Source organism: Leucobacter chromiireducens (assembly GCF_003917135.1).
Lineage (GTDB): Bacteria > Actinomycetota > Actinomycetes > Actinomycetales > Microbacteriaceae > Leucobacter > Leucobacter chromiireducens_A.
Window position 1 is genome coordinate 32,360 of record NZ_RPDI01000003.1, and the last position, 23,025, is coordinate 55,384.

Here is a 23,025-nt window from a genome sequence, read left to right on the forward strand (position 1 = left end):
CGCTGCATCGCGTGTATGGTTCTCGCATGAGTGATGTGACGGCCGAAGCCTGCGAGCATGAAACCCACGGGTACATCGGGCACAAGGACGATCTGCTGAAGCGGCTGCGCCGCGCTGAAGGCCAGGTCCGCGGCGTGCATCGGATGATCGAAGAGGACGCGTACTGCATCGACATCCTGACCCAGGTGTCCGCCGCGACGAAGGCGCTCGAGCGCGTCGCGCTCGCGCTCCTCGACGATCACCTGCGGCACTGCGTCGCGTCTGCTGCGGCGGACGGCGGCGAGGTGGCGGCGGAGAAGCTCGAAGAGGCGTCAGCGGCGATCGCGCGACTCGTTCGGTAGCGGGCGTCTCGCCGAGATTCCGCGGCGGACCATGCTCGCCGGGCACGACGGTCCCCACCGCTTGTGCCCGGCGAGATGTGCGCGGTGCGCTGCACCACGTACACGGTTCCCCGGTTTTCTGTGCGCCCTCCCCCGAAGGCGCCCCGTCAGCATACTCCTGCATGAGCACACTGTGCGGGGTTCCCCGGCGGTCAGAGACACACCGGTTCGAACACGTCTCACGCTACCAATGTCTCCCCGGTTAGTGGCCCGAATTCCACGCTCCTGCGCCGATTTCACCCGCGAGTTCACCCAGCCGTTCGATGCCGCGCTACGCGGCCGCCCTGTGCTAGACGATGCCGCGGCGCTGGGCCTCGAGCACCGCCGCGCTGCGCTGCGAGACCCCGAGCTTGCGGTACACGGAGCGGAGCTGCGTCTTCAGCGTGTTCACCGAGATGAACAGTGCCGCCGCGATCTCGTCGCGTGATCTGCCGCTCGTGAGGAGCTGCAGCACCTGCACCTCCCGCTCCGTGAGGTTCTTCCCGGTCGCGGCGCTCGCGCGCGCGAAGGACGAGCCCCGACGCTGGGTCGCCGGCCAGCCCTCGATTCGCTGCGCGGCGAACGTGCGCACGCCGTCTTCGAACTGGCGCACGTCCTGCTCGGTAAACTCGCCAACGCTCGCGAGTGCGCGCTGCAGCACCGTCTCACACTCGGCCGGCTGGTCGAGTTGCAGGTGCGCGGCGGCGAGTAGCGCGTGGCGCCAGACCCCGACCTGCCGCAGTTCGCGATTCTCCTCGGGCATCTCAAGCACCTGCTGCAGCGCCCGCCGAGGCTGCCCCGTGCTCAGGCTGAGCTGGGCGCGGACGAGCTGCGTGCGTGCGAGCGCCGGATCCGCGAGCGCGATGAACTGTTCCGCCGCGCGGGGATTGTCGAGGCAAAGCGCGTTCGAGGCGCGCAGAATGGGGATGATGCTCCCGCTGTACCCGTCCCCCGGCGTCCGCGGCAGCGCCATGCTGTCGAGCAGACCGAGCCGCCGGTCCGCCGCGACATAGTTCTGGACGTTGCCGTACGCCCGGTTCACCGCGACGGCGTAGAAGGGCCAGATCTCGCCGAGCTGCGCCGCCGGAATGTCCGCGAGGATCGCGTTCGCGCTGTCGCCGTCCTCGGCGAGCAACGCCTCCGCGACGGCGATCGCCGCGGCGACGCCAGGCTCCGTCCAGCTCGTCGAGTCGGGAATCGCGCGTGCGGCGTCGAGGTGCTCCCGCGCGTGCGCCAGGTCGCCCTCGCTCGCCTCGATGAGCGCTGACTTCGCGAGCGCTTCGCGCAGCAGGAACCGGAGGATCGGGGCGGGCGGGTGCAGGCGCGCCTCAGTGAAGTACACGAGCGCCTGCGTGAGATCGCCCGCCAGCATCGCCGTGGTGCCGAGCTGCGTGGAGAGGAAGAGGTTCCAGCCGCCGCGGCGATCGAACATCGCGTGGAGGTCGACGCGCGCGCGGGAGAGCTCCTCGGCCGCCGCGCTCGCCTCGCGAAGGCGGCCGCCCAGCCGGTGCTCGAACATCCGCACGAACATCTCGGTCTCGGGCAGCACGGCGTCGCCGAGTCGGGTTGCGAGGAGCGGCGTTTCGATGGGATCCCCCAGCAGGAAGGCGTAGACGCCACCGACGATGCTGCGCGGCGGGGCGCCACGCTTCACGAGATCGCTGAGCACCTCGCGGAGCCGGTTCGGCGGCGTACCAAACCAGATCTCGAGCGCGTGCAGGTCGAAGAACTCGAGCGCCGGTACGACGGAGGGCTCAGCGCACGCATCCTCGAACTCACGAACGACGTCATTGAGCTGCCGGTACCGCTCGTCCCTGCGCACTGTCACCCCCACAGGGTCACCCATTTGATCTGGCTCCACCCTAACGCCCCCACGCCGCTTCGTCACATCGAGTGACCTGTTCCCCAGCGTAGCTGCACCCGGGTGTGAGGGAACACTGCGGCGCGCTGCGCCGATCAGGCCGGCCGCTGAGGAATCCGCCAATGGAGTTTCGGTGTGTCGGCTGCGGTTTTAGACTGAGAGGGGGCCAACTCCTCAGGCACATATTTGGAGGGAAACCACAGTGGAAGAAAATCACGACATGACCACGCAGCCAGACACCGAGTCGTTTGTCCTCGCAGAGCCGGGCCAGGTCGACGTGACCCCCGAGATCGACGAGATCGCCGAGCTGCTCGGGATCGATTCCCCGTCGAGCAGCGACCCGGGAGCGGCATGGCGCCAGGGCTACCCGTACGAGACGAAGCTCTCGCGCAAGGCGTACGAGAAGGAGAAGCACACCCTCCAGATCGAGCTGCTGAAGCTGCAGGCCTGGGTCAAGGAGACGGGCGAGCGGATCGTGATCATCTTCGAGGGGCGCGACGCTGCGGGCAAGGGCGGCGCGATCAAGCGCTTCACCGAACACCTCAACCCGCGCGGCGCCCGCGTGGTGGCACTGGAGATCCCCACCGAGCGGGAGCAGACGCAGTGGTTCTTCCAGCGCTACGTGCAGCACCTCCCCGCGGCGGGTGAGATCGTGATGTTCGACCGCTCCTGGTACAACCGGGCCGGCGTCGAGCGCGTCATGGGGTACTGCACCCCGCAGCAGTACCTCGAGTTCACCCGCTCCGCTCCCGAGTTCGAACGCATGCTGGTCAACTCGGGCATTCACCTCATCAAGTTCTGGTTCTCCGTCGGACGGGCGGAGCAGCACGAGCGGTTCATGTCGCGCTCGCAGGACCCGGTGAAGCAGTGGAAGCTCTCCCCCACCGACCTCGCAAGCCTCGACAAGTGGGACGACTACACCGCCGCGAAGGAGGCGATGTTCTTCTACACCGACACCCCGCAGGCGCCCTGGACCGTCGTGAAGTCGAACGACAAGAAGCGCGCCAGGCTTGAGGCGATGCGCTGGGTGCTCGCCCGATTCGACTATCCGGACAAGAACCACGAGGTGGTCGGGACCCCCGACGCGAACCTCATCGGCTCGCCCGCGACCGTGTACGACGACGGCGAAACCCCGAACACGGAGTTTCCCGTCGTCCGGACGCCGTAGCCGAGCCTGCGGCGGGCGCGAAATCTCCTTGCACTGTTCGGTCGGGCGAGGGACGATGAGAGCATGAGTACCGAGACCAGCACCCGTCCGTCCGTGTCCGAACTGCCCGCGCACTCCGGCGGCCAGGAGGAGGTCTCGTTCGCGCTGTACGCGGTGTTTCGCGTGAGCTCGTCACACCCGGTGGTACTGGACGGGCGTGACGTTCCCGCGATCGTGCAGGAACTCGAGGACGTCGCGTCGTCACTGGCCGAGGAGGGCGTGATCCTGCGCGGCTGGTACGACGTGAGCGGCCTGCGATCCGACGCCGACCTCATGGTGTACCTCACAGGATCCGAGATTGAGGATCTCCAGTGGGGGCTGCGCCAGCTGCGGCGCTGCGCCCTGCTCCGACCGCTCATCCGGGCGTGGAGCGCAGTGGGCGCGGAGTACGCGATCGACGGGGGCGCCGATGCACGCGCGGAGTTCGAGGCGCCCGCAGCGTGGCTGGCCTGCGCCACCGCCGAGATCCCCGACGAGACCGCGCTCGCCGGCCTCACCCGCGCCTCAGCGGCGCTCCGGCTCACCGAGACCGCCGGGCTCTCGGAGGCCGACTGGATCATCACCGCCGAGTCGGACGACCCGCTGAACGTGGTGCGCCTGGTTCGCCAGCTCAGCGAGAGCACCGAGGCCATCAACGCCGTGCAGTTCCGGTACACGGGTCGGAACATCGAGCCCGCCGAGATCGTCGAGGTGTTGCAGTAACTCCCTCGCCCGAAACACCGCGAGCAGCGCCGACCTCATGCCGGCGCCGCTCGCGGTGTGTCTGGGGTTAGAGCCCCGAGTAGGCGTGGAGCCCCTTGAAGAACACGTTCACGATCGCGAAGTTGAAGATGACCGCAGCGTAGGCGATGATCGACAGCCAGGCCGAGCGGGTGCCGCGCCAGCCGCGCGTTGCGCGTGCGTGGATGAATCCGGCGTACAGCACCCAGATCACGAAGGTCCAGACCTCCTTCGTGTCCCAGCCCCAGTAGCGGCTCCAGGCCGCCTCAGCCCAGATCGAGCCGGCGATCAGGGTGAAGGTCCAGAACACGAACCCGATGATCGCCAGGCGGTACGAGAGGTCCTCGAGCCGCGCTGCGCCGGGGATGCTGCGCAGGAAGTTCATGCTGGGCTGCTCGCCAGCGGCAATCTTCGCGTCGCGTCGCGTCTGCAGCAGCTGCAGCACCGACAGCCCGAACGAGAGCGTCAGGAACGCGACGGCGAGCACCGCGACGAGGATGTGGATCACGAGCCAGTACGAATCGAGCGCCGGCTGGAGCGGCACGATCGAGACGTAGAAGTTGACCTTGGTGATGCCGAGGAAGAGCACCGTCAGCCCGGTGACCAGCGTGCCGAGGAACCGCAGATCGACGAAGAACTGCACGAGCAGGAAGATCAGCATGATCGCGCAGGTGGCGGTCAGCGCAAACTCGTACATGTTTGCCCACGGCACGCGCTCCGCGCCAATGCCACGGAGCACGGTCGCACCGAGGTGCAGGATGAAGCCGAGCACGGTGAGCGAGAAGCCGATCCGCAGCGCGCGGGATCGCGGCTGCTTCACCTCGGTCTTCGCCGGCGCGGCGGTGCGCGTCAGGGTGGCGACTCCGCCGCCCGCGGCAGCCTGCGCTGGCGCAGCCTCTCGCCCGGCCACCGACGCGTCTCCGCTTCGATTCGCAAGGTCAACCGCGTAGAAGACAAACGCGATTGCGTACACGATCATCGCCGAATACAGGGCAATCGTTGAGAAGGTTTCCAGCTCGCTCAGCACAGTTTCTCAGCGTACCTCCGCACGCCGCGAGCTGGCTGGGAACGCACATCAGATCTACGTGCTAGTCCGAACTGCGTGGATCCAGAACAGCGCGTGAATACACGAGCGGGGCGTGGGTGCCGTTGCACCCACGCCCCGCTCGTTCGACCAGGACGCGGCCCGCGGCGAGCTTCCTGATCGCGACTCCTCCTGGGGATCGCCGCGCGGTATCCGGCCGGCCGGGGGTGTGGCCGGCCGGATACCGCCGGCAGGAGGAGCAGCCAGGGATCCGGTTAGCCCTGACGCGTGTTCCGACGGCGAACCGTGAACAGCGCGGCCGCACCCAGGAGGAGTGCGATGCCCGCGGCCCAGAGGGGCGCCTGGCCTGCGCCGCCGGTCACCGCGAGCCCGCCAGCGGGCGGCTCGGCGTTCGGGGTCGCGGGCTTCGGGGTCACCGGCTTCGGGGTTTCGGGCTTCGGCTCGGGCTTGGGCTCGGGCTTCGGCTCGGGGCCCGGGTCAACCGGCACGCACGTGGCGGCGTCGAGGACCACCGTCATCGATGCCGTGCCGTCCTCGGCCAGGGTCCAGCCCTCAGCCTCGGCCAGCTTGTTGCCTGCGGTGGGGGTCGCCACCACAGTCACCGTCTTGCCCGCGGCGACCTCGCCGACGACCTCGTACGAAACACCCTCGGTCGTCGCCACCGTCACGAGCGGAGCCGACGCCTCACCGGTCTCCACATCGCAGACCGCCTGCGTCACCTCGGGAGCCACCGGTGCGACCGCAACGAGCGGCGTCTCGCACGGCACATCCTCCAGGACAACCGTCATCGAGGCCGTGCCGTCCTCGGCGAGAGTCCAGCCCTCGGCCTCGGCCAGCTTCTTCCCCGCCGCCGGGGTCGCCACGATGGTCACCGTGTTCCCGGCGCGCACCGCACCGTCGACGCGGTACTCCACACCCTCGGTCGTCGCCACGGTCACGAGCGGAGCCGACGCCTCGCCGGTCTCCACGTCGCAGACCGCCTGCGTCACCTCGGGAGCAACGGGCACGACCGCCACGAGCGGCGTCTCGCACGGCACATCCTCCAGCACAACCTCGAACGATGCCGTGCCGTCCTCGGCAAGGGTCCAGCCCTCGGCCTCACCCAGCTTCTTCCCGTCCGCGGGGGTCGCGACCACGGTCACCGTCTTACCCGCGGCGACCTCGCCGACGACCTCGTACGACACCCCCTCGGTCTTCGCGAGCGCGACCACCGGGTCGGTGACCTCGCCCGTCTCAACGTTGCACACCGCCTGCGTCACCGTCGGTGCAACGGGAACCGTCAGTGCCGTTGGGGTGACGGGCGGCTCGCAGGTGATCTCGGGATCCCCCAGGAAGGGGAAGTTGTGGAACTCACCGCCACCGAAGTTCTGCGTCAGGTCGCCCGCGACCCAGTAGCGTCCGTTCGCGCCCGGGATCGAGACCGTCGTCTGGGATCCCGCCGTCGGCACGATCACTGAGCCGGGAACCTGCGCGGTCCCGGAGATCGTCACCTTCGAGGAGTCGGGGAAGGTCCACAGCATGCGGCTCGCGCGCTGGCCGAACGACTTCGAGGTGGTCAACAGGTCCTTGCCCTCGACCAGCACGGTGTTCAGCCGGAGCGTCGCCGGCGCCGAGCCGGTCACCTCGACGACCACAACATCGGTTTCGGCGATGTTGACCAGGTTCAGGGTGAGGTCCTTGCCCGTGTTCAGCACCGCAGCGTCAATCGAGAAGAGGTGTCGGGTCGCCCCCTTCGTGCCGGTGAGCGTCAGCGTGCCCCACTCCTCGCTCACGGTGCCGGGGGCGCCGGTTGCGTTCCGCTTCGCGAGGTCCCTGAGCCAGGCGAAGTCGTTCGCAGCCCAGCTTCCCAGGGCATCGCCGAGGGCCTCCTGCGCGCCGACGCCGGAGATGACCTTCGAATCCGCGTGCTGCTGCTCGATGAAGCGCGCGTCGACGATGGTGCCGCCGGCCACGAGGTTGCCCGGCGCCGGTGCGTCTGCGGTCGTGCGGCTCTGGATCTGCAGTTTGTCACCGCGGATGGTGACCGCCCCGCCAACATTCACGATGTCGGCGCCGACGGGCGGGAGAATGCCCGAGCCAACCCCAACGAAGCCGAGGTTGTAGAGCCCGCGTCCGAAGTCTGCGTCGCCGCGCACCGCGAGGCGCCCCTCCAGCTCGGCGCCGGCGACGCGGGTGAAGTTGCCTCCCACGTACACCGAAACGCCCGCGTCGACGGGCTGAGGCTTGTGATCTCCGGAACCGCTCACACCGCCGACTCCGCTGCTTGGCGTACATACTGCGGCCGAACTGCTCGGCGTGGACGGTTGGGGCGCGGCGTGTGCGGACGTGGCCGGGAGGGTGATCCCGCTCGCCACGACCAGCGCGCCAAGCGCAGCCGTCAGTGTCTTGCGAATTGACAAAGTGGTGTCCTCATCAGTTTCGGTGAATAGAAACTGCGCCGGGCGTCACGACAAGCCCAAAAACGGCACGCCAACGCACGCGTTGGCACCGGATCCTGGCCGTCCCCCGACGGCCAGATTTCCCCCTGTGTGCACCCCCGACACATTTAGTTCATTTTGCGAACTAAACTCACCATACGGGTGTTTCGCTACGCCCGTAGATTTTCGCACCCCAATTCACCCCCGAATTCACCCGAAATCCGCACGCCGGCGCTGGCGCATCCCCCGGACGAGCGATACACCACTGCCTGATCAGGGTCGATACGATGAATTGCCGTTCGCCCAACCGCACGAGAGGACACACCGACGTGACCACCGCAGAGCTCTCTACCCTGCTCATCCCCCTCGCCGCGGTCGTCGCACCGCTGCTCGCCGCCTTGGCGGGGCGCGTGATCCTCGTCCCGCTCGTGGTGTTCGAGATCGGGCTCGGGATGCTGCTCGGGCCCTCCGGCCTCGGCTGGGTCGCCGACTCCGAGATCCTCGAGACGCTCTCCCAGCTCGGGCTCGCCGCGCTCTTCTTCATGGCGGGGAACGAGATCGCCCCGCGGGCGCTGCGCGGCGCACCCGGCCGCCGCGCCCTCGGCTGGTGGGCCTGCTCGGCGGTCCTCGCGCTGGCGGCAGGGTTCCTGCTCGGCCCGAGCCTGGACGCGTCGATCCTCATCGCGGTGGCGCTCACCGGCACCGCGCTCGGCACGCTCATGCCGATCCTGCGGGACGCCGGGCTCTCGGGCACGCCGCTCGGCGACACCATCACTCGCGCCGGCGCGGTCGGCGAGTTCGCCCCGCTCGTTGCGATCTCCGTGTTCCTGAGCGGCCGCCAGCCCCTCGCCGGCACGCTCGTGCTCATCGTATTCGGCCTCGTCGCCGCTGCCGCGTTCTGGCTCGCTCAGCGCGGCCCGCACGATTGGCTGCAGCGAATGGTGTCCCGCACGCTCCACACGAGCGGCCAGTTCGCCGTGCGCTTCGTGCTCCTCATCCTCGCCGCGCTCGTGGTCCTCGCGCTCGCGCTCGGCGTCGACTTCCTGCTCGGCGCGTTCACCGCCGGCATGCTCGCGCGCGCCGTGCTGCAGGGCGGGGATCCCGCGGAGCTCCGGGTCGTCGAGGCGAAGCTCGACTCGGTGGCCTTCGGGTTCCTCGTCCCCGTGTTCTTCATCGCCACGGGGGTCACCTTCCCGCTCGCCGAACTGCTCGCGAACCCCGCGGCGCTCGCGCTGGTGCCCGGCTTCGCGCTCGCCATGCTGCTCGTCCGCGGGGTGCCCGGCTGGCTGGGCGCCGGGCCTGGCACGTCCCCGAGCGACCGCCGCACGGCGGCCCTCTGCACGGCCACCACGCTGCCGCTCGTCATCGCGGTGAGCAGCATCGGCACGGAGCACGGGGTGCTCGACGAACCGCTCGCCGCCGCGATGGTGGGCGCGGCCATGCTCACCGTGCTCCTCTTCCCCATGCTCGCGCTGGCGGGACGCGGGCGCACCCAGGCGCACACCCGGGCGCACACGCAGCAGCCCCTCCCGGGAGCTCAGCTTCCGGGAGGGGCCACCGCGTGATCCGGGCTAGTTGCCGCCCTGCTTGAGCGCCTGCAGGCGCTGGTCGACCTCGCTCAGCGCGCCGAGGTCATCGAGCTCGTTGAACTGCGCGTCGAGGGTCGAGGCCGCGAGCTCCGCCTGCCCGCGCACCATCGCCTCCTGCCGCTTCACCTTCTCCTCGAAACGGCCGAGCTCGCTCGTCGGATCCAGCACATCGAGGTTCTTGACCGCGTCCTGCACCTGCGACTGCGCCTGCGCGACCTTGCCGCGCGAGACCAGCTCGTCGCGCTTCGCCTGCAGCTGCACGAGCTTCTCGCGCATGGTCTGCAGCCCCGTCTTCAGCTGCTCGACCACCTGCTGCTGAGCGGTGACGCTCGGCTCAGCGGTGGCGACCTCCTTCTCGAAGGAGATCTGCTTGGAGAGCGCGACGCGCGCGAGGTTGTCGAACTTGTCGGCGCCGGCGCTGTCGCCGCCAGCTCGGAGCGACTCGGCCTGTGCCGACGCGGCCGCGGCCTTGCTGCCCCACTCGGCGATCGCCTTGCGATCCTCCTCGAGATCGGACTCCATGAGGCGCAAGTTGCCGATGGTCTGCGCCACCGAGCTCTCCGCGTCGGCGATGCTGTTCTTGTAGTCGCGCTCCATCTGGTTGAGCATCTTCTCCGGGTCTTCCGCGGAGTCGAGGAGCGCGTTGATATTTGCCTTGGCGAGCTGTGCGATACGGCCAAGGATGGACTGCTTTGCCATGTCGGCTTCCTTTCCTAGTGTTCCACCGAACCAGCTCGGAGGAGGGTGTTCATCGGCCCCGTCGGCCGGATGAAGTCATACGTGCGACGCGCGGGCGCCACGGCGCGCTCAGAACCTGCCGCCGCCACCGCGCCGGCCTCCGCCGCCCGAGCCGCCAATGGAGCCGCCGCCGTTCCAGCCGCCGGTGAAGCCGCCGTTGGAGCCGCTCCAGCCGCCACCGCCGCCACCCGAGCCGCCCCCGCTCAGGAGGCCGCCGAGAATGCCGCCGAGCACCGCGCCGCCGAAGCTGCCGTTCGAGCCGCCGCCCCCACCGCCGTACCCGCCAGGGCCACCGCCCCAGCCGGACACATCGGCCGAGGCCAGCTGGTACGCGGCGCGCGCGTACTGCGTTGCCTGCTGGGCGCTCTGGTACGAGCGTGCGGGATCCTCGTGCGCGTACTGCTCCGCGAGCTGCAGGTGGCGCTTGGCCTCGGCGAGGCGCGTGCGGGCTTCGGCGCCGATCGCGCCGCGCCGGGTCTCGATGAACTGCTCGGCGGAGAGCACTTCGGCGCGCGCGGGCACGAGCGCCTCATCGCGCGCGGCCTCGGCCCGGCGCTGCCGCTCGGCGGTCTCACGTGCGGCCCCGATCGCGCCATCGATCTGCACGTTCGCCTCTGCCGCAGCGGTGAGCGCGCGGACTGGATCGCCCGCGATGTCCGCGGCGAGCACGGCCTCCGCCTGCGCGGCGGCCGCGGCCAGCGCGCGCTGCTCACCCTCGGGAGCCGCCGGCGCGAGCTGGGCGACCGTCTGCAGGTCGGCCCGCAGATCGGCGTGCGCGGCCTCCAGCTGGCGAGCGCTCTCGGCGAGCTCTGCGCCGATCGTTGCCGGGGAGTCGGCGAGGGTGCCGGCCTGCTCGAGCGCGGCCTCGCCGGCGCGGAGGCTCACCGCCGCGGCCGCCGTCTTCCCCTCCGCGATCTCGCGCTCCGCCGCCGCGACGCACTCGCCGACGAAGCGCAGCCGCGCCTCGGCCTCGGCGAGGTTGCTGCGCAGCCCGGCGACGATCGTCTCGGCGTACCGCGCGCTCAGCTCCCCGACGGCGGCCTGCCCGGCGGCGAGCCGCGACTCCACCCCGGGAACCGCGCCGCGGAGCTGCGCGAGCACCTCGGGCGCGCGCTGCTCGACCTCGCGCAGTCGCGAGAAGGACTCCGTGTGCGCGTCGAGCGATTCCTTCGCACCCGAGCAGCGCGCGATGATCTCCGTGAGCCACTCACGCTGCTCCTGCGGGGTGTCGGGGATGTTGTCGTCGAGTTTCTGGCGCAGCGTGAACGCGGCCTGCAACTGCGCACGGGCCTCCTCGATCGCCTGCGCGAACGGCTCGGCCGCCGCGGCCCCGAACTGGGCCTGCGCGAAGCCGAGCTCCTGGTCGCTGCTGCGCAGGTCGTCATCGACGCGCACGAGGAGCGCGCTCGCCTGCGCCTCGAGTTCCTCGAGCGTGGCCTCCGCGACCTGCCCCTCGGCCTCCCGCTCACGCTTGCGCTTCCGGGAGACGGCGACGCCTGCAGCGACGCCGCCGACGACGACCACGCCGCCGATCACGGCGATCGCGACCCCGGTGCCGTTCGATTCCGGGTTGAGCACGGTCTTCTCGATGCCCGTGAGGGTGTCACCGACGACGCCGACCCAGTCGCTGCGCTTCAGCGCCGGCCGCACGTACTCCTCGGTGAGCTTCTCGTACTGCGCGTCCGAGATGAGGTCCTTCGCGGCGTTGAGGTCGAACAGCCGGTCCTCGACGGCGACGCTGAGGAGCACCGCGTCATCGCCGAGGAAGTTCTTCTGTGCGGTCGCGGACCCCCAGGCGACGGGATCCTCTGGCGACTCGAACTCGTCGACGTACACCACGAACAGCTGCACACCGTGCTCCGCGGCGAACTCGCGCACCTCGTCTTCGAGCTCGTCCACCTGCGAGCCGAGCACCCCCTGCGAGGTGCCGTCGAGCACGTACGCACCCGCGAATGCCGGCGGCGCTGTCGCGACCGCGGCCGCTGGTGCGAGCCAGGCGAGTGCGGCAAGCGCGACACCCCCGAGCACCGGTGCAAAACGCTTCATTCCCGCTCCCCCCGTCACGGTCGGCCGCAACCGCGTCGTCCTCTTGCGCTGAGTCTATAAGCGGAGCCCCCGCACCCGCCAGAGCCCGGTTAGTTCTGCGGGGCGCGGCGCTTCGCACGCCAGGACTTGAAAGCTTTGAAGAGCTCGATGAGGATCGGGATGCCGGGGATCAGCACGAGCACGATGATGAACACTTCGCTGTACTCGCGCACGAAGGGGATCTGGCCGAGGAAGTAGCCGAGCAGCGTCACGCCGACGCCCCAGAGCAGCGCGCCCACCGCGTTGTAGATGATGAACTGGCGGTAGCGCATGTTGCCGACGCCGGCGGCTGCGGGAACGAACGCGCGGAAGATCGGCAGGAAGCGCGCGATGATGATGGCCTTGGGGCCGTGCTTCTCGAAGAACTCGTGCGTGCGCGCCACGTTCTCCGGGTTGAAGAGCCGGCTCTTCTCTCGACTGAAGATCGAGGGGCCGAGCTTGCGCCCGATCATGAATCCCATCTGATCGCCCGCGAACGCGAACACGAACAGCAGCAGGCAGGTGATCCAGATCGGCACGTCGATGATGCCGGTCGCGGAGAACAGGCCGACCGTGAAGAGCAGCGAGTCGCCAGGCAGGAACGCGAGCACGAGCACGCCGGTCTCCAGGAACACGAAGGCGCACGCGAGGATGAGTGCGGCCCAGCCACCCGCCTTCAGCAGCGTTTCGGGGTCGAGCCAGTCGATCCCCAGCAGCGCTGGAACGATCGTCGCGGTCAGTGCGGCAAGGGTCGAGGTCACGTCGTTCGGCTCTGCTCTCGTGTGGGGTGCGCGGGTGCGCGGCGCGCAACCGAGCTTATTATGCCCCGGCCCGCTGGGGAGGGGCTGTCGATTCGGCACCCCCGTCTCACGAGCAGGAGGTAGGGTGAAGGGACTCAGCAGCAGGGCCGGAGGCACGCACGATGAAGCCGAAACTCACTCGCTCCTCACACTCGCGACGCATTTCTGCGGTCGCGGCGCTCGCGGCGTGCGCGCTCGCGCTGACGGGCTGCATCACTGTGAACGTCCCCCCGCCCGGCGACGGATCGGGAGCCGGCACCGGCTCGGGGTCCGACACCGGATCTGGATCCGGGCCCGGCTCGAGTTCGCCGAGTGGCGGCGCGCCGACGCACGACGACTTCCCCGCGACCGGGATCCCCTCCGAGGTGCGCTGGGCCACGGACTGGCTGGAGGGTTTCGAGTCCGAGGGCGCTGGCGTGCGCGGCAGCATCGTGGCCATCGAGCTCGAGTTCGAGCGCGAGCAGTGGATTTGGGAGGTCACCAGCCGCTTCCCGAGCGAGGGGCCAACGAACACGACCCCGGAGCGCGGCTTCGAGGCCGACCTCGCCGCCGACTCACTCGCTGAGCTGCGCTCCCGCGAGGTGACGCTCGACGCCGAGGAGCGGGAGCCAACCAAGATCGGCATCGCCGAGGCAGCGCGGATCTCCGGCGAGGTGTCGCCGAGCCCACGCCTCATCGCGCTCTCACTCGATCGGGATCGCGGCTCGGTGGTCTGGGAGGCCACCCTTCTCGACTCCGAGACGCTGGTCGAGACGGAGCTCACGATCGACGCGACGACCGGGGAGATCCTCGCCCGCGACCGCGACTAGCGAAACGCGTGTGCCCCGCCACCCCACAGGGCGACGGGGCACACGCGTGCGGAGCCGCGACTACGGCAGCAGGCGGTTCGGGCCGCGGAAGAGGTAGGTCACCTCGCGGATCGAGGACTGCTCGAGCAGCAGCATCAGCACGCGGTTGAGCCCCATGCCGAAGCCGCCGTGCGGGGGCACACCGTAGCGGAAGAAGTCGAGGTAGAACTCGAGCTCCTTCGGGTCCATGCCCTTCTCGATCGCCTGCGCCTCAAGCACCTCGATGCGGTGCTCGCGCTGGGCGCCGGTGGAGATCTCGGTGCCGCGGTAGATGAGGTCGTAGCTCTTCGTGAGGTTCGCGTCGTCCTCGTGGCGCATGTGGTAGAACGGGCGGATCGACGCGTCGTAGTCCGTGAGGAAGACGAAGTCGCTGCCGTGCTCTTCCTTCGCCCACGCGGCGATCTGGCGCTCGCCCTCGGGGTCCATGTCGGCGTCAGCGCGGGGCACCTCGTAGCCGCGCGCCTTCACGATCTCCTTCGCCTCGGCGAGAGGAACGCGCGGGAACGGGCGGGCCGGGACGGTGACCTCGATGCCGAAGAGCTTCTGGATCTCCTCGCCGTGCTTCTCCTTGACCGCGGTGAGGCCGGCGACGATGAGCTCCTCGTGCAGCTCCATGACGTCGACGTGCGAGTCGATCCAGCTGAGCTCGGTGTCGACCGAGGTGAACTCCGTCGCGTGGCGCGAGGTGAACGAGGGATCGGCCCGGAACGCCGGGCCGACCTCGAAGATGCCGCCGAAGCCAGCGGCCTGCGCCATCTGCTTGAAGAACTGCGGGCTCTGCGCGAGGAACGCCTTGCCCTCGAAGTACTCGACCTCGAACAGCTCTGCGCGCGACTCGGAGGCTGAGGCCATGAGCTTCGGGGTCTGGATCTCGATGAAGCCTCGCTCCACCCACACGTTCCGCAGCGCGTGCAGGAAGGTGGTCTGCACGCGGAAGACCAGGTTCTGCTCGGGGCGGCGGAGGTCGAGGAAACGCCAGTCGAGGCGCACGTCGATGCCCGAGTCGCCTGCGACGGGGTTGTCGGGGAGCGCCTTCGTGACGACCTCGATCGTCTCGATCTGAATCTCCACACCGCCGAGCTTCACGCGCTCGTTGTGCTGCAGCTCACCCGTCACGGTCACAAACGTGCCGTGCGTCAGCTCGGAGATGGTGGCCGTGCGGGGCACGAGGATGTCCGAACGGGGATTCTCAGGATCCGGCTCGCGCAGCACGCCGCCGTTCACGAGCTGCACGGCGCCCGACTCGTCGCGCAGCACCACGAACTGGACGTAGCGCTGATCGCGCACCTTCTCCACCCAGCCGGATACGCGCACGGTGCCGCCCTCGAGGGCAGGCAGGTCCTTGATCAATACACGCTCAGTCACCCCACCAGTCTACCCGCGCGCACCGGGGCGCACCGCGCGTACGGGCGCGCACACGGGGGCGCGCCCGATTAATAACTCGCAACAATGTGTCATATCACTTTGGCGAATAACTCGATCGTTCCTACGCTGTCCCGTGTTCCGAAATCTCCGCACGGTCCCCGAAAGGACGCACCCATGACCCGCTTTGCTCGCACCACACTCCTCGTCGGCGCACTCGCCGCTGTCGCGCTCGGCGCGAGCGGGTGCGCGCCAGCCGCTTCCGCGGACGGCGCCGGCACGGACTCCGGCGCAGCAGCCGAGCCCCAGAAGCTGCTCGTCGCCACCGGCGGCTCGCCACGGCCGTTCACGTTCCTCGACGAGAACGACGAGCTGACGGGCTACGACATCGAGATCCTCAAGCTCGTCGACGAGCAGGTCGAAGACCTCGAGTTCGAGTTCCAGATCGCCGAGTTCCCCGCGCTCTTCGCCGGGCTCGACTCCGGCCGCTTCAACATCGTGGCGAACAATCTCTCGGCCACCGAGGAGCGGCGCGAGAAGTACGACTTCTCCGACCCGTACATCGAGGCCCAGTTCGGGGTCGCGTACGCCGCGGGCTCCTCCATCGCCGGCGCGACGACCCTCGACGAGCTCGCGGGCAAGCGCACCTTCGGGGAGCCTGGGCTCAACTTCACGAAGATCCTCGAGGCGTACAACGAGGCGCACCCCGACAAGAAGATCGAGATCGAGTACACCGAGCTCGACCTGCAGTCCCAGTACAAGAAGGTCGCGACGGGCGGCGCCGACTTCGTGTTCAGCGACAAGGTGGTCTACGACGGCTACGCGACGGGCGTGGACGTCGACTTCTCCCAGCTCGACGGCGAGCGGCTCGTCGAGGAGTACGGCACGAACCTGTTCTCGGCGTACGCGATCTCGAAGCAGACCCCCAACGTAGACCACGTCGTCGAGGAACTGAACGGGGCGCTGCGCACGCTCGCTGCGGACGGGACGCTCACGAAGCTGAGCGAGGAGTTCTTCGACGGCCTCGACGTGTCGCCCAAGACCGCACTCGCCGCCGGCGAGTAAGCGGGAATCGCCCAGGCTGTGGACACCATCATCGATTTCCCCGCGATCGGGAGGTACGTGCTCGATCTGCTGCCGTACATCCCGGTGACGCTCGCGCTCAGCGTGGTCGCGACGGTGATCGGCACGCTGCTCGGGCTCGGGCTCGCGCTCGTCAAACTGGCGCGCGTGCCCGTGCTCAGCCAGCTCTGCGCCGTGCTGGTCTCCTATCTGCGCGGCACCCCGCCGCTCGTGCAGCTGCTGCTCAACGTGAACGCGGTGCCGATCGCGATCCTCTACATCAACCACGCGTTCGGCACGAGCTGGGACGCGATGGCGCTCTCGCCCTTCATCGTCGCGGCGTTCACGTTCGCGCTCACCGAGGCGGCGTACAGCTCCGAGACGATCCGCGCGGCGCTGCTCTCGGTCGACACGCGCGAGATCGAGGCGGCGCACGCACTCGGCATGACCCCGTGGCAGACGCTCACGCGAGTCACCGTGCCGAACGCCGCCGTTGTGGCGTTCCCCACGCTCGTGAACCACTTCATCGGCATGCTCAAGCAGTCCTCCCTCGCGTTCGTCGTGTCGATCGTCGAGATCACGGCGTACGCGAAGATCCTCGGCGGGCGCGACTACCGCTTCTTCGAGGCGTACCTCGCGACCGCGATCATCTACTGGGCGCTCACGGTGCTCATCGAGCAGGCCGCGCGCTGGATCGAGCGTTCGATGGAGCGACCGCGCCCGGTGCGCGTGCGCGCCCAGCTCGCGCGAGTAACGAGCGAGGTGCGCGCATGATCGCGCTGCGCGGGATCACGAAGGCGTACGGCGAGCGCGTGATCCTCGACGGGCTCGACCTCGAACTCGCGGCGGGCGGGGTCACCGCGATCGTCGGGCCGTCCGGGGCCGGCAAGTCCACGCTGCTGCGGTGCTTCGACCTGCTGGAGCGGCCGGATGCCGGCACCGTGACGGTCGACGACGTGACGGTCGACGCGGCCGCCGCCAGCCGGGCCGATGTGCTCCGGCTGCGCCGCAGCACCGCGATGGTGTTCCAGCAGTTCCAGCTCTTCGCACGCAAGACCGCGCTCGAGAACGTCGCAGAGGGACTGCGCGTCGTGCGCGGCGTGCCGCGCCGCGAGGCGGAGGCTGCCGCGGCGGTGCAGCTGGACCGGGTCGGCCTCTCGGCGCACGCCGGGCACTACCCCGCCCAGCTCTCCGGCGGCCAGCAGCAGCGGGTCGGGATCGCGCGTGCACTCGCCATGGAGCCGCGCGTGCTGCTGCTCGACGAGCCGACGAGCGCCCTCGATCCCGAGCTGGTGGGAGAGGTGCTGCAGACCATCCGCGAGATCGCCGCCGCCGGGCAGACGATGGCGCTCGTCTCGCACGAGATGCACTTCGTGCGGCAGATCGCCGACCGCGTCGTGTTCCTCGAGCACGGCCGCATCGTCGACGATGCCTCTCCCGAGGCGTTCTTCGGCCCGGACGCGAGCGAGCGCGCCCGCGCGTTCCTCCGCGAGTACCACCTGGCCCGCGGCGGCCCCGAATACCAAATCTGATCATCCAAGGAGCACGGCAATGACCACCGACACCCCAGCACCGCGGCCCCTCAAGAGCCTCGGCTTCATCCACCTCGTCCCCTTCGACCGCGCCGATCCGGGCCGCGGGCTGCGCGACGGCGTCGAACTCTTCCGCTACGCGGAGGAGCTCGGCCTCGACAGCGGCTGGGTGCGCACGAGGCACCTGCAGTACGGGCTGCCCTCGCCCGCGGTGTTCTTCGGCGCGGTGGCGCGCGAGACCGAGCGCATCGGGCTCGGCACCGCGGTGATCCCGGTCGGACACGAGAACCCGTTCCGGCTCGCCGAGGATCTCGGTACCGCCGACGCGCTCTCGGGCGGCCGCGTACTCACCGGGGTGAGCGTGCACCCGCCCGGGTACGCCGACGAGGTGAACGACCTCGTGCACGACGCGGGCTGGCGCGACGAGGACTACGGCTATGCGCGGATCGAGCGACTCCGCGGCCTCCTCGCCGGGGACCGCGTCCGAGAGGTGCCACCGTATGCCGGCATCGGCGGCGACATCGACTCAGAGCGCGTCGAGCCGCACAGCCCCGGGCTTGCTGATCGGCTCTGGTACGGCGGCGGCTCCCTGCGCTCCGCCGAGTGGACGGGGCGCGCCGGGCTGAACTGGCTCGTCAGCAACATCAGCACGACCGACACCGGCGATACGAACTTCGGGCGCGTGCAGCGCGCGCAGATCGACGCGTTCCGCGCGGCGCACCCGGCTGGCGACGCGGCGCGCGCATCGGTGGCGCGCGTGATCGTGCCGACCGACGGGGCGAGGCCCGAGCAGGTGGCGAAGTACCGCGCGTACGCCGAGGCACGCACGCCGCGCACCGAGCAGGTGCACGGCGGCAAGACGATCATCGCCCGCGACGTGCTCGGCTCGCGCGACGAGATCGTCGAGTTCATCCGCACCGATCCGGCGTTCCTGGCCGCCGACGACTATCTCTTCGAGCTGCCGTTCGAGTTCGAGCTCGACGACTGGAAGCACATCCTGCACCAGCTCGCCACGAGCATCGGGCCGGCACTCGGGTGGCAGCCCGCCGCCGTGCGGGAGTCGGCGTGAGCGTCACGGTGCGCGCGGCGCTACCAGGGGAGTACGCCGAGATCGATGAGCTCATCGGCGCGGCGTACGCGCACGACTACGGCGAGCGCGACGCGGGCGGCGATCCGTTCCACGCGGCAGCCGTGCGCGCTCGCGTCGCCGACGTGTGGGTCGCGGCGGAGGGCGACGGGCCGCTGCTCGGCAGCGTCACGACCCGCCGCGCCGGCGGCCCGCCCCTGCACGAGGACGTCGCGGCGGACGAGCTCGATCTGCGCCTGCTCGGGGTGTCTCCTGCCGCGCGGAGGCGCGGGGTCGGCGCCGCGCTCATGCGCGACGTCGCGGCACGAGCCGCGGCCGCGGGGTTCCGCACCGTCGTACTGAAGACGGGCCCGGCGATGCTCGGCGCGCACCGGCTCTACGAGACGCTCGGCTACGAGCGCCGGCCCGAGCGCGATGGGCTGTGGATCGGAGGCGAGCGCACGCTCGACCTGTTCACGTACGCGTTTCCGCTCGCGCGGCGGGGCGGCTAGCGCGGCTCGCGCCGACGCGCGCGGCAGGATCCCCAGCCCACACCCCAAGGGGGTATCTTCTCGGGATTCTCAGGTGCGCCGTACGTACAATGGTCAGCGTGAGCGACAAACTGCTGCACCTGGTGCGCCATGGCGAGGTCCACAACCCCGACCTGGTGCTGTACGGGCGCATTCCCGGATTCCGCCTGTCAGAGCGCGGACACCGCATGGCGGAGGCCGCCGCGCTCGAGCTCGCGGGGAGCGACCGCGCCATCGCGAAGCTCTACGCCTCGCCGCTGGAGCGCGCGCAGCAGTCCGCGCGCCCCATCGCGAGCACCTTCGGCCTCGAGATCGTCACCGAAGAGGGCATCATCGAGCCGACGAACTTCTTCGAGGGCAAGGTGAACTCCGGCCCGGATGCCGCCTTCAAGCAGGCGCGCTACTGGCACAAGTTCTGGAACCCGTTCCGGCCGAGCTGGGGCGAGCCCTACCGCCAGGTGGCCGCGCGCGTGCGGCAGGCGATGGACGACGCCTGGGCGAGCACGCGGGGCGGCGACATCGTGATGGTGTCTCACCAGTCACCGATCTGGATGGCGCACCTCGACATCGCGGGCAAGCCCCTCTTCCACAACCCGGCCTCGCGGCGCTGCGAGCTGTCGAGCATCACGAGTTTTGAGAAGCGCGGCGAGCGCTGGTTCGAGGTCGACTACCGCACCCCGGCCGCCGGCCTGCTCGACGACGCCGTTGATGTGGGGGCCGTATGATCCGCAGGAAGACCTGGGCCGTCGCGGCCCTCGCGCTGAGCGCAGCGCTCGCGCTGTCCGCGTGCAGCAGCGGGGGCGGTAGCGATCTCTCGAAGCAGTGGGAGGAGGGCAGCGACAAAGGCTACGTCTCCGGCGACGGTACCTCGGCGAGCTTTGCACCGGCAGAGCGCACCGATCCCGTCGTGTTCTCCGGCGAGACCGAGCACGGCGAGGAGCTGAGCTCCGATGACCTCACCGGCCAGGTCACCGTGGTCAACTTCTGGTACGCGGGCTGCCCGCCGTGCCGCGCCGAGGCCCCCGACCTGGTGGCCGCGTACGACGAGTTCAGCACACAGGGCGTCGCCTTCCTCGGTGTGAACACGCGCGATCAGGCCGAGCAGGCGCAGCAGTTCGCCAAGGAGTTCGCCGTCGAGTACCCCTCGATCATGGACATGCCGGGCGGCCGCGCCGTGCAGCGCGCGTTCGCCGGCCAGGTGCCGCTGAACGCCGTCCCGACCACCCTGATCCTGGACCGCGAGGGCAGGGTCGCGCACCGCGTGCTCGGTATGCTCGCCGGAGAATCGCAGCTGCGCACCCTCATCGAGGAGACCCTCGCCGAGGGCGATGCGCCAGCCACTGCGGGGGACAGCGAGAACTCCCCGGCCGGCGAGCAGTAGCCGCGCGTGGGCATTTTCGAGATCGTCGCGGACGGGCAACTGCTCGCCGCCTCGCTCATCGCGATCGCGGCCGGGCTCGTCTCGTTCCTGTCGCCCTGCATCCTCCCCCTCGTGCCCGGCTACCTCGCCTACGCGAGCGCGAGCGCCGGCGCCGCGCCGGGGGAAGCGCCGAACCGGCGCCGTCTGGTGCTCGGCTCGGTACTGTTCGTTGCGGGGTTCACCGCGGTCCTCGTCGCGTTCCTCGCGGCGGCCGGCTCCGTCGGCGTCTGGCTGATCGAGTGGGAGCCCATCATCACCCGCGTCATGGGCGTGTTCGTCATCGTCATGGGGCTCGTGTTCATGGGACTCTTCACGCGCGCGCAGAACACCCGCAAGCTGAAGCTCAAGCCCAAGCTCGGCCTCGCCGGGGCGCCAGTGCTCGGCGCGGTGTTCGCCATCGGCTGGACGCCATGCATGGGGCCGACGCTCACCGTCATCATGGGGCTCAGCCTTCAGCAGGGATCGGTGGCCCGCTCCGTGGTGCTCGCGCTCATGTACTGCCTGGGACTCGGGCTGCCGTTCGTGCTCGCCGCGTTCGGCTTCGGTTGGATGACCCAGACCATGACCTTCTTCAAGCGGCACATCCGTGCCGTGAACCTGATCGGCGGCGGACTGCTGATCCTCATCGGTCTCCTCATGGTGACCGGGCTCTGGAGCAAGATGATGTTTGCACTGCAGGCGGTGATCGGCGGCTATGTCACGCCCCTCTGATTACGACGACGGCACCGGCGGGGGCGGATCGCTCCGCGCAGAGTCCCCCGAGCTCGGGCTGAAGGGCTGGGGCCGCTGGTTCTGGCGCCAGCTCACCAGCATGCGCGTGGCCCTGATCCTGCTCCTGCTGCTCGCGGTGGCCGCGATCCCTGGTTCGCTCGTGCCGCAGCGCTCCGCCGACCCGAACGGCGTGGTCCAGTACGAGCAGGATCACCCGACGCTGTTCAAGATCCTCGATGCCTTCCCCATCCAGGCATTCGACGTGTACAGCTCCGTCTGGTTCTCGGCGATCTACCTGCTGCTCTTCATCTCCCTGATCGGCTGCGTACTGCCGCGCCTCGCGCACCATTGGAAGGCCTGGCGCGGCACGCCGCCGAAAACCCCGGCCCGGCTGAACCGCATGGCCGGCTTCTCCGAGGTACGCGTCTCGAACCCCGACGCGAGCCCCGCGGAGCGCGCCGAGTTCAGCGAGCGCGCCGTCGCCGCAGCAGCGCAGCTCCTGAAGCAGCAGCGGTACCGCGTGGAGACGCAGGAGGTGACGCGGCGCGGCGTCACCGAGGTGTCGGTCTCCGCGGAGCGCGGCTACCTGCGCGAGACCGGCAACCTGCTGTTCCACGTCGCCATGCTCGGCGTGCTCATCAGCGTCGGCATCGGCGCGGCGCTGACGTTCAACGGGCAGAAGGTGCTCGTCGAGGGCGAGACGATGGTCAACCAGCTCATCGACTACGACACCGTGAACTCCGGCCAGGCGTTCGACACGGGAAGCCTTGAGCCGTTCAGCCTGCGACTCAACTCCCTCGACGTGAGCTACATGACCCCGGAGGACGGCAACATTGACGCCCTCGGGCAGGTGAAGGACTACCTCGCCGACATGACGCTCATCAGCGCCGACGGGAAGACGGAGGAGGAGCACACGATCCGGGTGAACCACCCGCTCCGCGTGCACGGCTCCCCCATCTACCTGATCTCGAACGGCTACGCGCCGCTCATCACGATCAAGAACGCCGCCGGCGAGGTCGTGTACCGGGAGTCGATGCCGTTCATCCCGCAGGACACGAATATGACCTCCCTGGGTGTCGTGAAGGTACCGTTCGGTATCTCGACGCCGGACGGCGAGGGGACGCAGCTCGGTCTCCGCGGCTTCTTCTACCCGACGCAGGCCGAACTCGACACCGGCGCGTTCACCTCCAACTACCCCGACCTTGAGAACCCGGTGCTCACGCTCGACGTGTTCACGGGCGATCTCGGCATCGACGGCCAGGTGCCGCAGTCGGTGTACGTGCTCGACACCACCAACATGGAGCAGCTGACGGGCCGCGCGGTCGACAAGGATTCGCTGTCGCTCACGCCGGGCGACACCGTCGACCTGCCGAACGGGATGGGCACGATCACGCTCGAGGAGGTGCCGCGCTACGCCGCGTTCGACGTGATGCAGAACCCTGCGCAGATCTGGATCCTGCTCTTCGCGCTCGCCGGCCTTGGCGGCCTGATGTGGTCGCTCTTCGTGCCGCGCCGCCGCATGTGGGTGAAGGCCGTGCAGCAGGAGGACGGCGTCGTGCTGCAGTACGCGGGGCTCGCCCGCGGCGATGACCCGGCGCTGGATCGCGCGGTCGAGGAGCTGCGCGAGCGGCACCGCGAGCTCCTCTAGGCAGGGCAGCACCGCCCGCTGCGCTGCTCCGGGCCGAAGGCCTCGG

General features: G+C 69.6%; 21 protein-coding genes. 14 read left to right on the top strand and 7 right to left on the bottom strand.

Annotated elements, in window-relative coordinates:
• The first annotated feature begins 26 nt into the window (after nt 1-26).
• Nucleotides 27-341: a metal-sensitive transcriptional regulator gene (locus tag EGM46_RS02125; RefSeq protein ID WP_125098526.1), complete on the top strand. Its 315-nt coding sequence runs from the start codon at nt 27-29 to the stop codon at nt 339-341.
• 328 nt (nt 342-669) lie between these two features.
• Here the strand turns inward: EGM46_RS02125 and EGM46_RS02130 are convergent, their stop codons facing one another.
• On the bottom strand, nt 670-2,187 hold the full coding sequence (locus tag EGM46_RS02130; RefSeq protein WP_125098527.1) for a helix-turn-helix transcriptional regulator: 1,518 nt from the start codon (nt 2,185-2,187) through the stop codon (nt 670-672).
• A 253-nt stretch (nt 2,188-2,440) separates the two neighbouring features.
• Between EGM46_RS02130 and ppk2 the strand changes: the two genes are divergently transcribed.
• Both ppk2 and EGM46_RS02140 read left to right on the top strand, forming a co-directional pair.
• Nucleotides 2,441-3,388, top strand: a complete 948-nt coding sequence (gene ppk2, locus EGM46_RS02135) for a polyphosphate kinase 2 (RefSeq protein ID WP_125098528.1) — start codon at nt 2,441-2,443, stop codon at nt 3,386-3,388.
• A gap of 63 nt (nt 3,389-3,451) precedes the next feature.
• The gene (locus tag EGM46_RS02140) at nt 3,452-4,129 is read left to right on the top strand and encodes a chlorite dismutase family protein (RefSeq protein ID WP_125098529.1); all 678 of its coding nucleotides are present in this window, start codon (nt 3,452-3,454) and stop codon (nt 4,127-4,129) included.
• Between the two features lie 67 nt (nt 4,130-4,196).
• On the opposite strand, the gene ccsB is transcribed toward EGM46_RS02140, so the two are convergent.
• Both ccsB and EGM46_RS02150 read right to left on the bottom strand, forming a co-directional pair.
• Complete coding sequence (gene ccsB, locus EGM46_RS02145) at nt 4,197-5,126, bottom strand: c-type cytochrome biogenesis protein CcsB (RefSeq protein ID WP_125098638.1); 930 nt, start codon at nt 5,124-5,126, stop codon at nt 4,197-4,199.
• A 320-nt stretch (nt 5,127-5,446) separates the two neighbouring features.
• Nucleotides 5,447-7,438 carry a choice-of-anchor A family protein gene (locus EGM46_RS02150; protein ID WP_164512784.1) on the bottom strand — a complete coding sequence of 664 codons (1,992 nt, stop codon included), beginning with the start codon at nt 7,436-7,438 and terminating at the stop codon, nt 5,447-5,449.
• 500 nt (nt 7,439-7,938) lie between these two features.
• On the opposite strand from EGM46_RS02150, the gene EGM46_RS02155 reads away from it, so the two are divergent.
• Nucleotides 7,939-9,174, top strand: a complete 1,236-nt coding sequence (locus EGM46_RS02155; protein WP_125098531.1) for a cation:proton antiporter — start codon at nt 7,939-7,941, stop codon at nt 9,172-9,174.
• Between the two features lie 6 nt (nt 9,175-9,180).
• Here the strand turns inward: EGM46_RS02155 and EGM46_RS02160 are convergent, their stop codons facing one another.
• From EGM46_RS02160 to EGM46_RS02175, 3 genes are all read right to left on the bottom strand, one after another.
• Complete coding sequence (locus tag EGM46_RS02160) at nt 9,181-9,897, bottom strand: PspA/IM30 family protein (protein ID WP_125098532.1); 717 nt, start codon at nt 9,895-9,897, stop codon at nt 9,181-9,183.
• A gap of 108 nt (nt 9,898-10,005) precedes the next feature.
• Entirely contained in the window at nt 10,006-11,982 is a 1,977-nt protein-coding gene (locus EGM46_RS14660) for a TPM domain-containing protein (RefSeq protein WP_164512785.1), read from the bottom strand.
• Between the two features lie 89 nt (nt 11,983-12,071).
• A complete protein-coding gene (locus tag EGM46_RS02175; protein WP_125098533.1) occupies nt 12,072-12,761 on the bottom strand; it encodes a VTT domain-containing protein in 690 nt (229 codons plus the stop codon).
• A gap of 161 nt (nt 12,762-12,922) precedes the next feature.
• Between EGM46_RS02175 and EGM46_RS14825 the strand changes: the two genes are divergently transcribed.
• The gene (locus tag EGM46_RS14825) at nt 12,923-13,609 is read left to right on the top strand and encodes a PepSY domain-containing protein (RefSeq protein WP_206427474.1); all 687 of its coding nucleotides are present in this window, start codon (nt 12,923-12,925) and stop codon (nt 13,607-13,609) included.
• A 60-nt stretch (nt 13,610-13,669) separates the two neighbouring features.
• Here EGM46_RS14825 and aspS read toward each other — a convergent pair whose 3' ends face one another.
• Complete coding sequence (aspS, locus tag EGM46_RS02185; protein ID WP_125098639.1) at nt 13,670-14,998, bottom strand: aspartate--tRNA(Asn) ligase; 1,329 nt, start codon at nt 14,996-14,998, stop codon at nt 13,670-13,672.
• Nucleotides 14,999-15,187: 189 nt separating this feature from the next.
• Here aspS and EGM46_RS02190 point away from each other — a divergent pair, with 189 nt between their 5' ends.
• From EGM46_RS02190 to resB, 9 genes are all read left to right on the top strand, one after another.
• On the top strand, nt 15,188-16,075 hold the full coding sequence (locus EGM46_RS02190) for a transporter substrate-binding domain-containing protein (RefSeq protein ID WP_164512786.1): 888 nt from the start codon (nt 15,188-15,190) through the stop codon (nt 16,073-16,075).
• A gap of 18 nt (nt 16,076-16,093) precedes the next feature.
• Nucleotides 16,094-16,846, top strand: a complete 753-nt coding sequence (locus EGM46_RS02195; RefSeq protein ID WP_164512787.1) for an amino acid ABC transporter permease — start codon at nt 16,094-16,096, stop codon at nt 16,844-16,846.
• On the top strand, nt 16,843-17,604 hold the full coding sequence (locus tag EGM46_RS02200; RefSeq protein WP_125098536.1) for an amino acid ABC transporter ATP-binding protein: 762 nt from the start codon (nt 16,843-16,845) through the stop codon (nt 17,602-17,604). The genes EGM46_RS02195 and EGM46_RS02200 overlap by 4 nt, the downstream gene beginning before the upstream one ends.
• Before the next feature lie 19 nt (nt 17,605-17,623).
• Nucleotides 17,624-18,673, top strand: coding sequence for an LLM class flavin-dependent oxidoreductase (locus EGM46_RS02205; protein ID WP_125098537.1), 1,050 nt, complete (start codon nt 17,624-17,626; stop codon nt 18,671-18,673).
• Nucleotides 18,670-19,182, top strand: a complete 513-nt coding sequence (locus EGM46_RS02210; RefSeq protein WP_164512788.1) for a GNAT family N-acetyltransferase — start codon at nt 18,670-18,672, stop codon at nt 19,180-19,182. Before EGM46_RS02205 ends, EGM46_RS02210 begins: the two co-directional genes overlap by 4 nt.
• Before the next feature lie 89 nt (nt 19,183-19,271).
• The gene (locus EGM46_RS02215) at nt 19,272-19,925 is read left to right on the top strand and encodes a histidine phosphatase family protein (protein ID WP_206427475.1); all 654 of its coding nucleotides are present in this window, start codon (nt 19,272-19,274) and stop codon (nt 19,923-19,925) included.
• Nucleotides 19,922-20,581 (top strand): TlpA family protein disulfide reductase, encoded by a 660-nt coding sequence (locus EGM46_RS02220; RefSeq protein ID WP_125098539.1) that lies wholly within the window; start codon nt 19,922-19,924, stop codon nt 20,579-20,581. The genes EGM46_RS02215 and EGM46_RS02220 overlap by 4 nt, the downstream gene beginning before the upstream one ends.
• 6 nt (nt 20,582-20,587) lie before the next feature.
• Nucleotides 20,588-21,331 carry a cytochrome c biogenesis CcdA family protein gene (locus EGM46_RS02225; protein WP_125098540.1) on the top strand — a complete coding sequence of 248 codons (744 nt, stop codon included), beginning with the start codon at nt 20,588-20,590 and terminating at the stop codon, nt 21,329-21,331.
• Nucleotides 21,315-22,979 (top strand): cytochrome c biogenesis protein ResB, encoded by a 1,665-nt coding sequence (resB, locus tag EGM46_RS02230; RefSeq protein WP_125098541.1) that lies wholly within the window; start codon nt 21,315-21,317, stop codon nt 22,977-22,979. The genes EGM46_RS02225 and resB overlap by 17 nt, the downstream gene beginning before the upstream one ends.
• Nucleotides 22,980-23,025: the final 46 nt, after the last annotated feature.

Coding starts and splice junctions, on each gene's coding strand:
- EGM46_RS02125 (WP_125098526.1), top strand. CDS start 27: ATGAGTGATGTGACGGCCGAAGCCTGCGAGCATGAAACCCACGGGTAC.
- ppk2 (WP_125098528.1), top strand. CDS start 2,441: ATGACCACGCAGCCAGACACCGAGTCGTTTGTCCTCGCAGAGCCGGGC.
- EGM46_RS02140 (WP_125098529.1), top strand. CDS start 3,452: ATGAGTACCGAGACCAGCACCCGTCCGTCCGTGTCCGAACTGCCCGCG.
- ccsB (WP_125098638.1), bottom strand. CDS start 5,126: ATGATCGTGTACGCAATCGCGTTTGTCTTCTACGCGGTTGACCTTGCG.
- EGM46_RS02160 (WP_125098532.1), bottom strand. CDS start 9,897: ATGGCAAAGCAGTCCATCCTTGGCCGTATCGCACAGCTCGCCAAGGCA.
- EGM46_RS14660 (WP_164512785.1), bottom strand. CDS start 11,982: ATGAAGCGTTTTGCACCGGTGCTCGGGGGTGTCGCGCTTGCCGCACTC.
- EGM46_RS14825 (WP_206427474.1), top strand. CDS start 12,923: ATGAAGCCGAAACTCACTCGCTCCTCACACTCGCGACGCATTTCTGCG.
- EGM46_RS02190 (WP_164512786.1), top strand. CDS start 15,188: ATGACCCGCTTTGCTCGCACCACACTCCTCGTCGGCGCACTCGCCGCT.
- EGM46_RS02200 (WP_125098536.1), top strand. CDS start 16,843: ATGATCGCGCTGCGCGGGATCACGAAGGCGTACGGCGAGCGCGTGATC.
- EGM46_RS02205 (WP_125098537.1), top strand. CDS start 17,624: ATGACCACCGACACCCCAGCACCGCGGCCCCTCAAGAGCCTCGGCTTC.
- EGM46_RS02215 (WP_206427475.1), top strand. CDS start 19,272: ATGGTCAGCGTGAGCGACAAACTGCTGCACCTGGTGCGCCATGGCGAG.
- EGM46_RS02220 (WP_125098539.1), top strand. CDS start 19,922: ATGATCCGCAGGAAGACCTGGGCCGTCGCGGCCCTCGCGCTGAGCGCA.
- resB (WP_125098541.1), top strand. CDS start 21,315: ATGTCACGCCCCTCTGATTACGACGACGGCACCGGCGGGGGCGGATCG.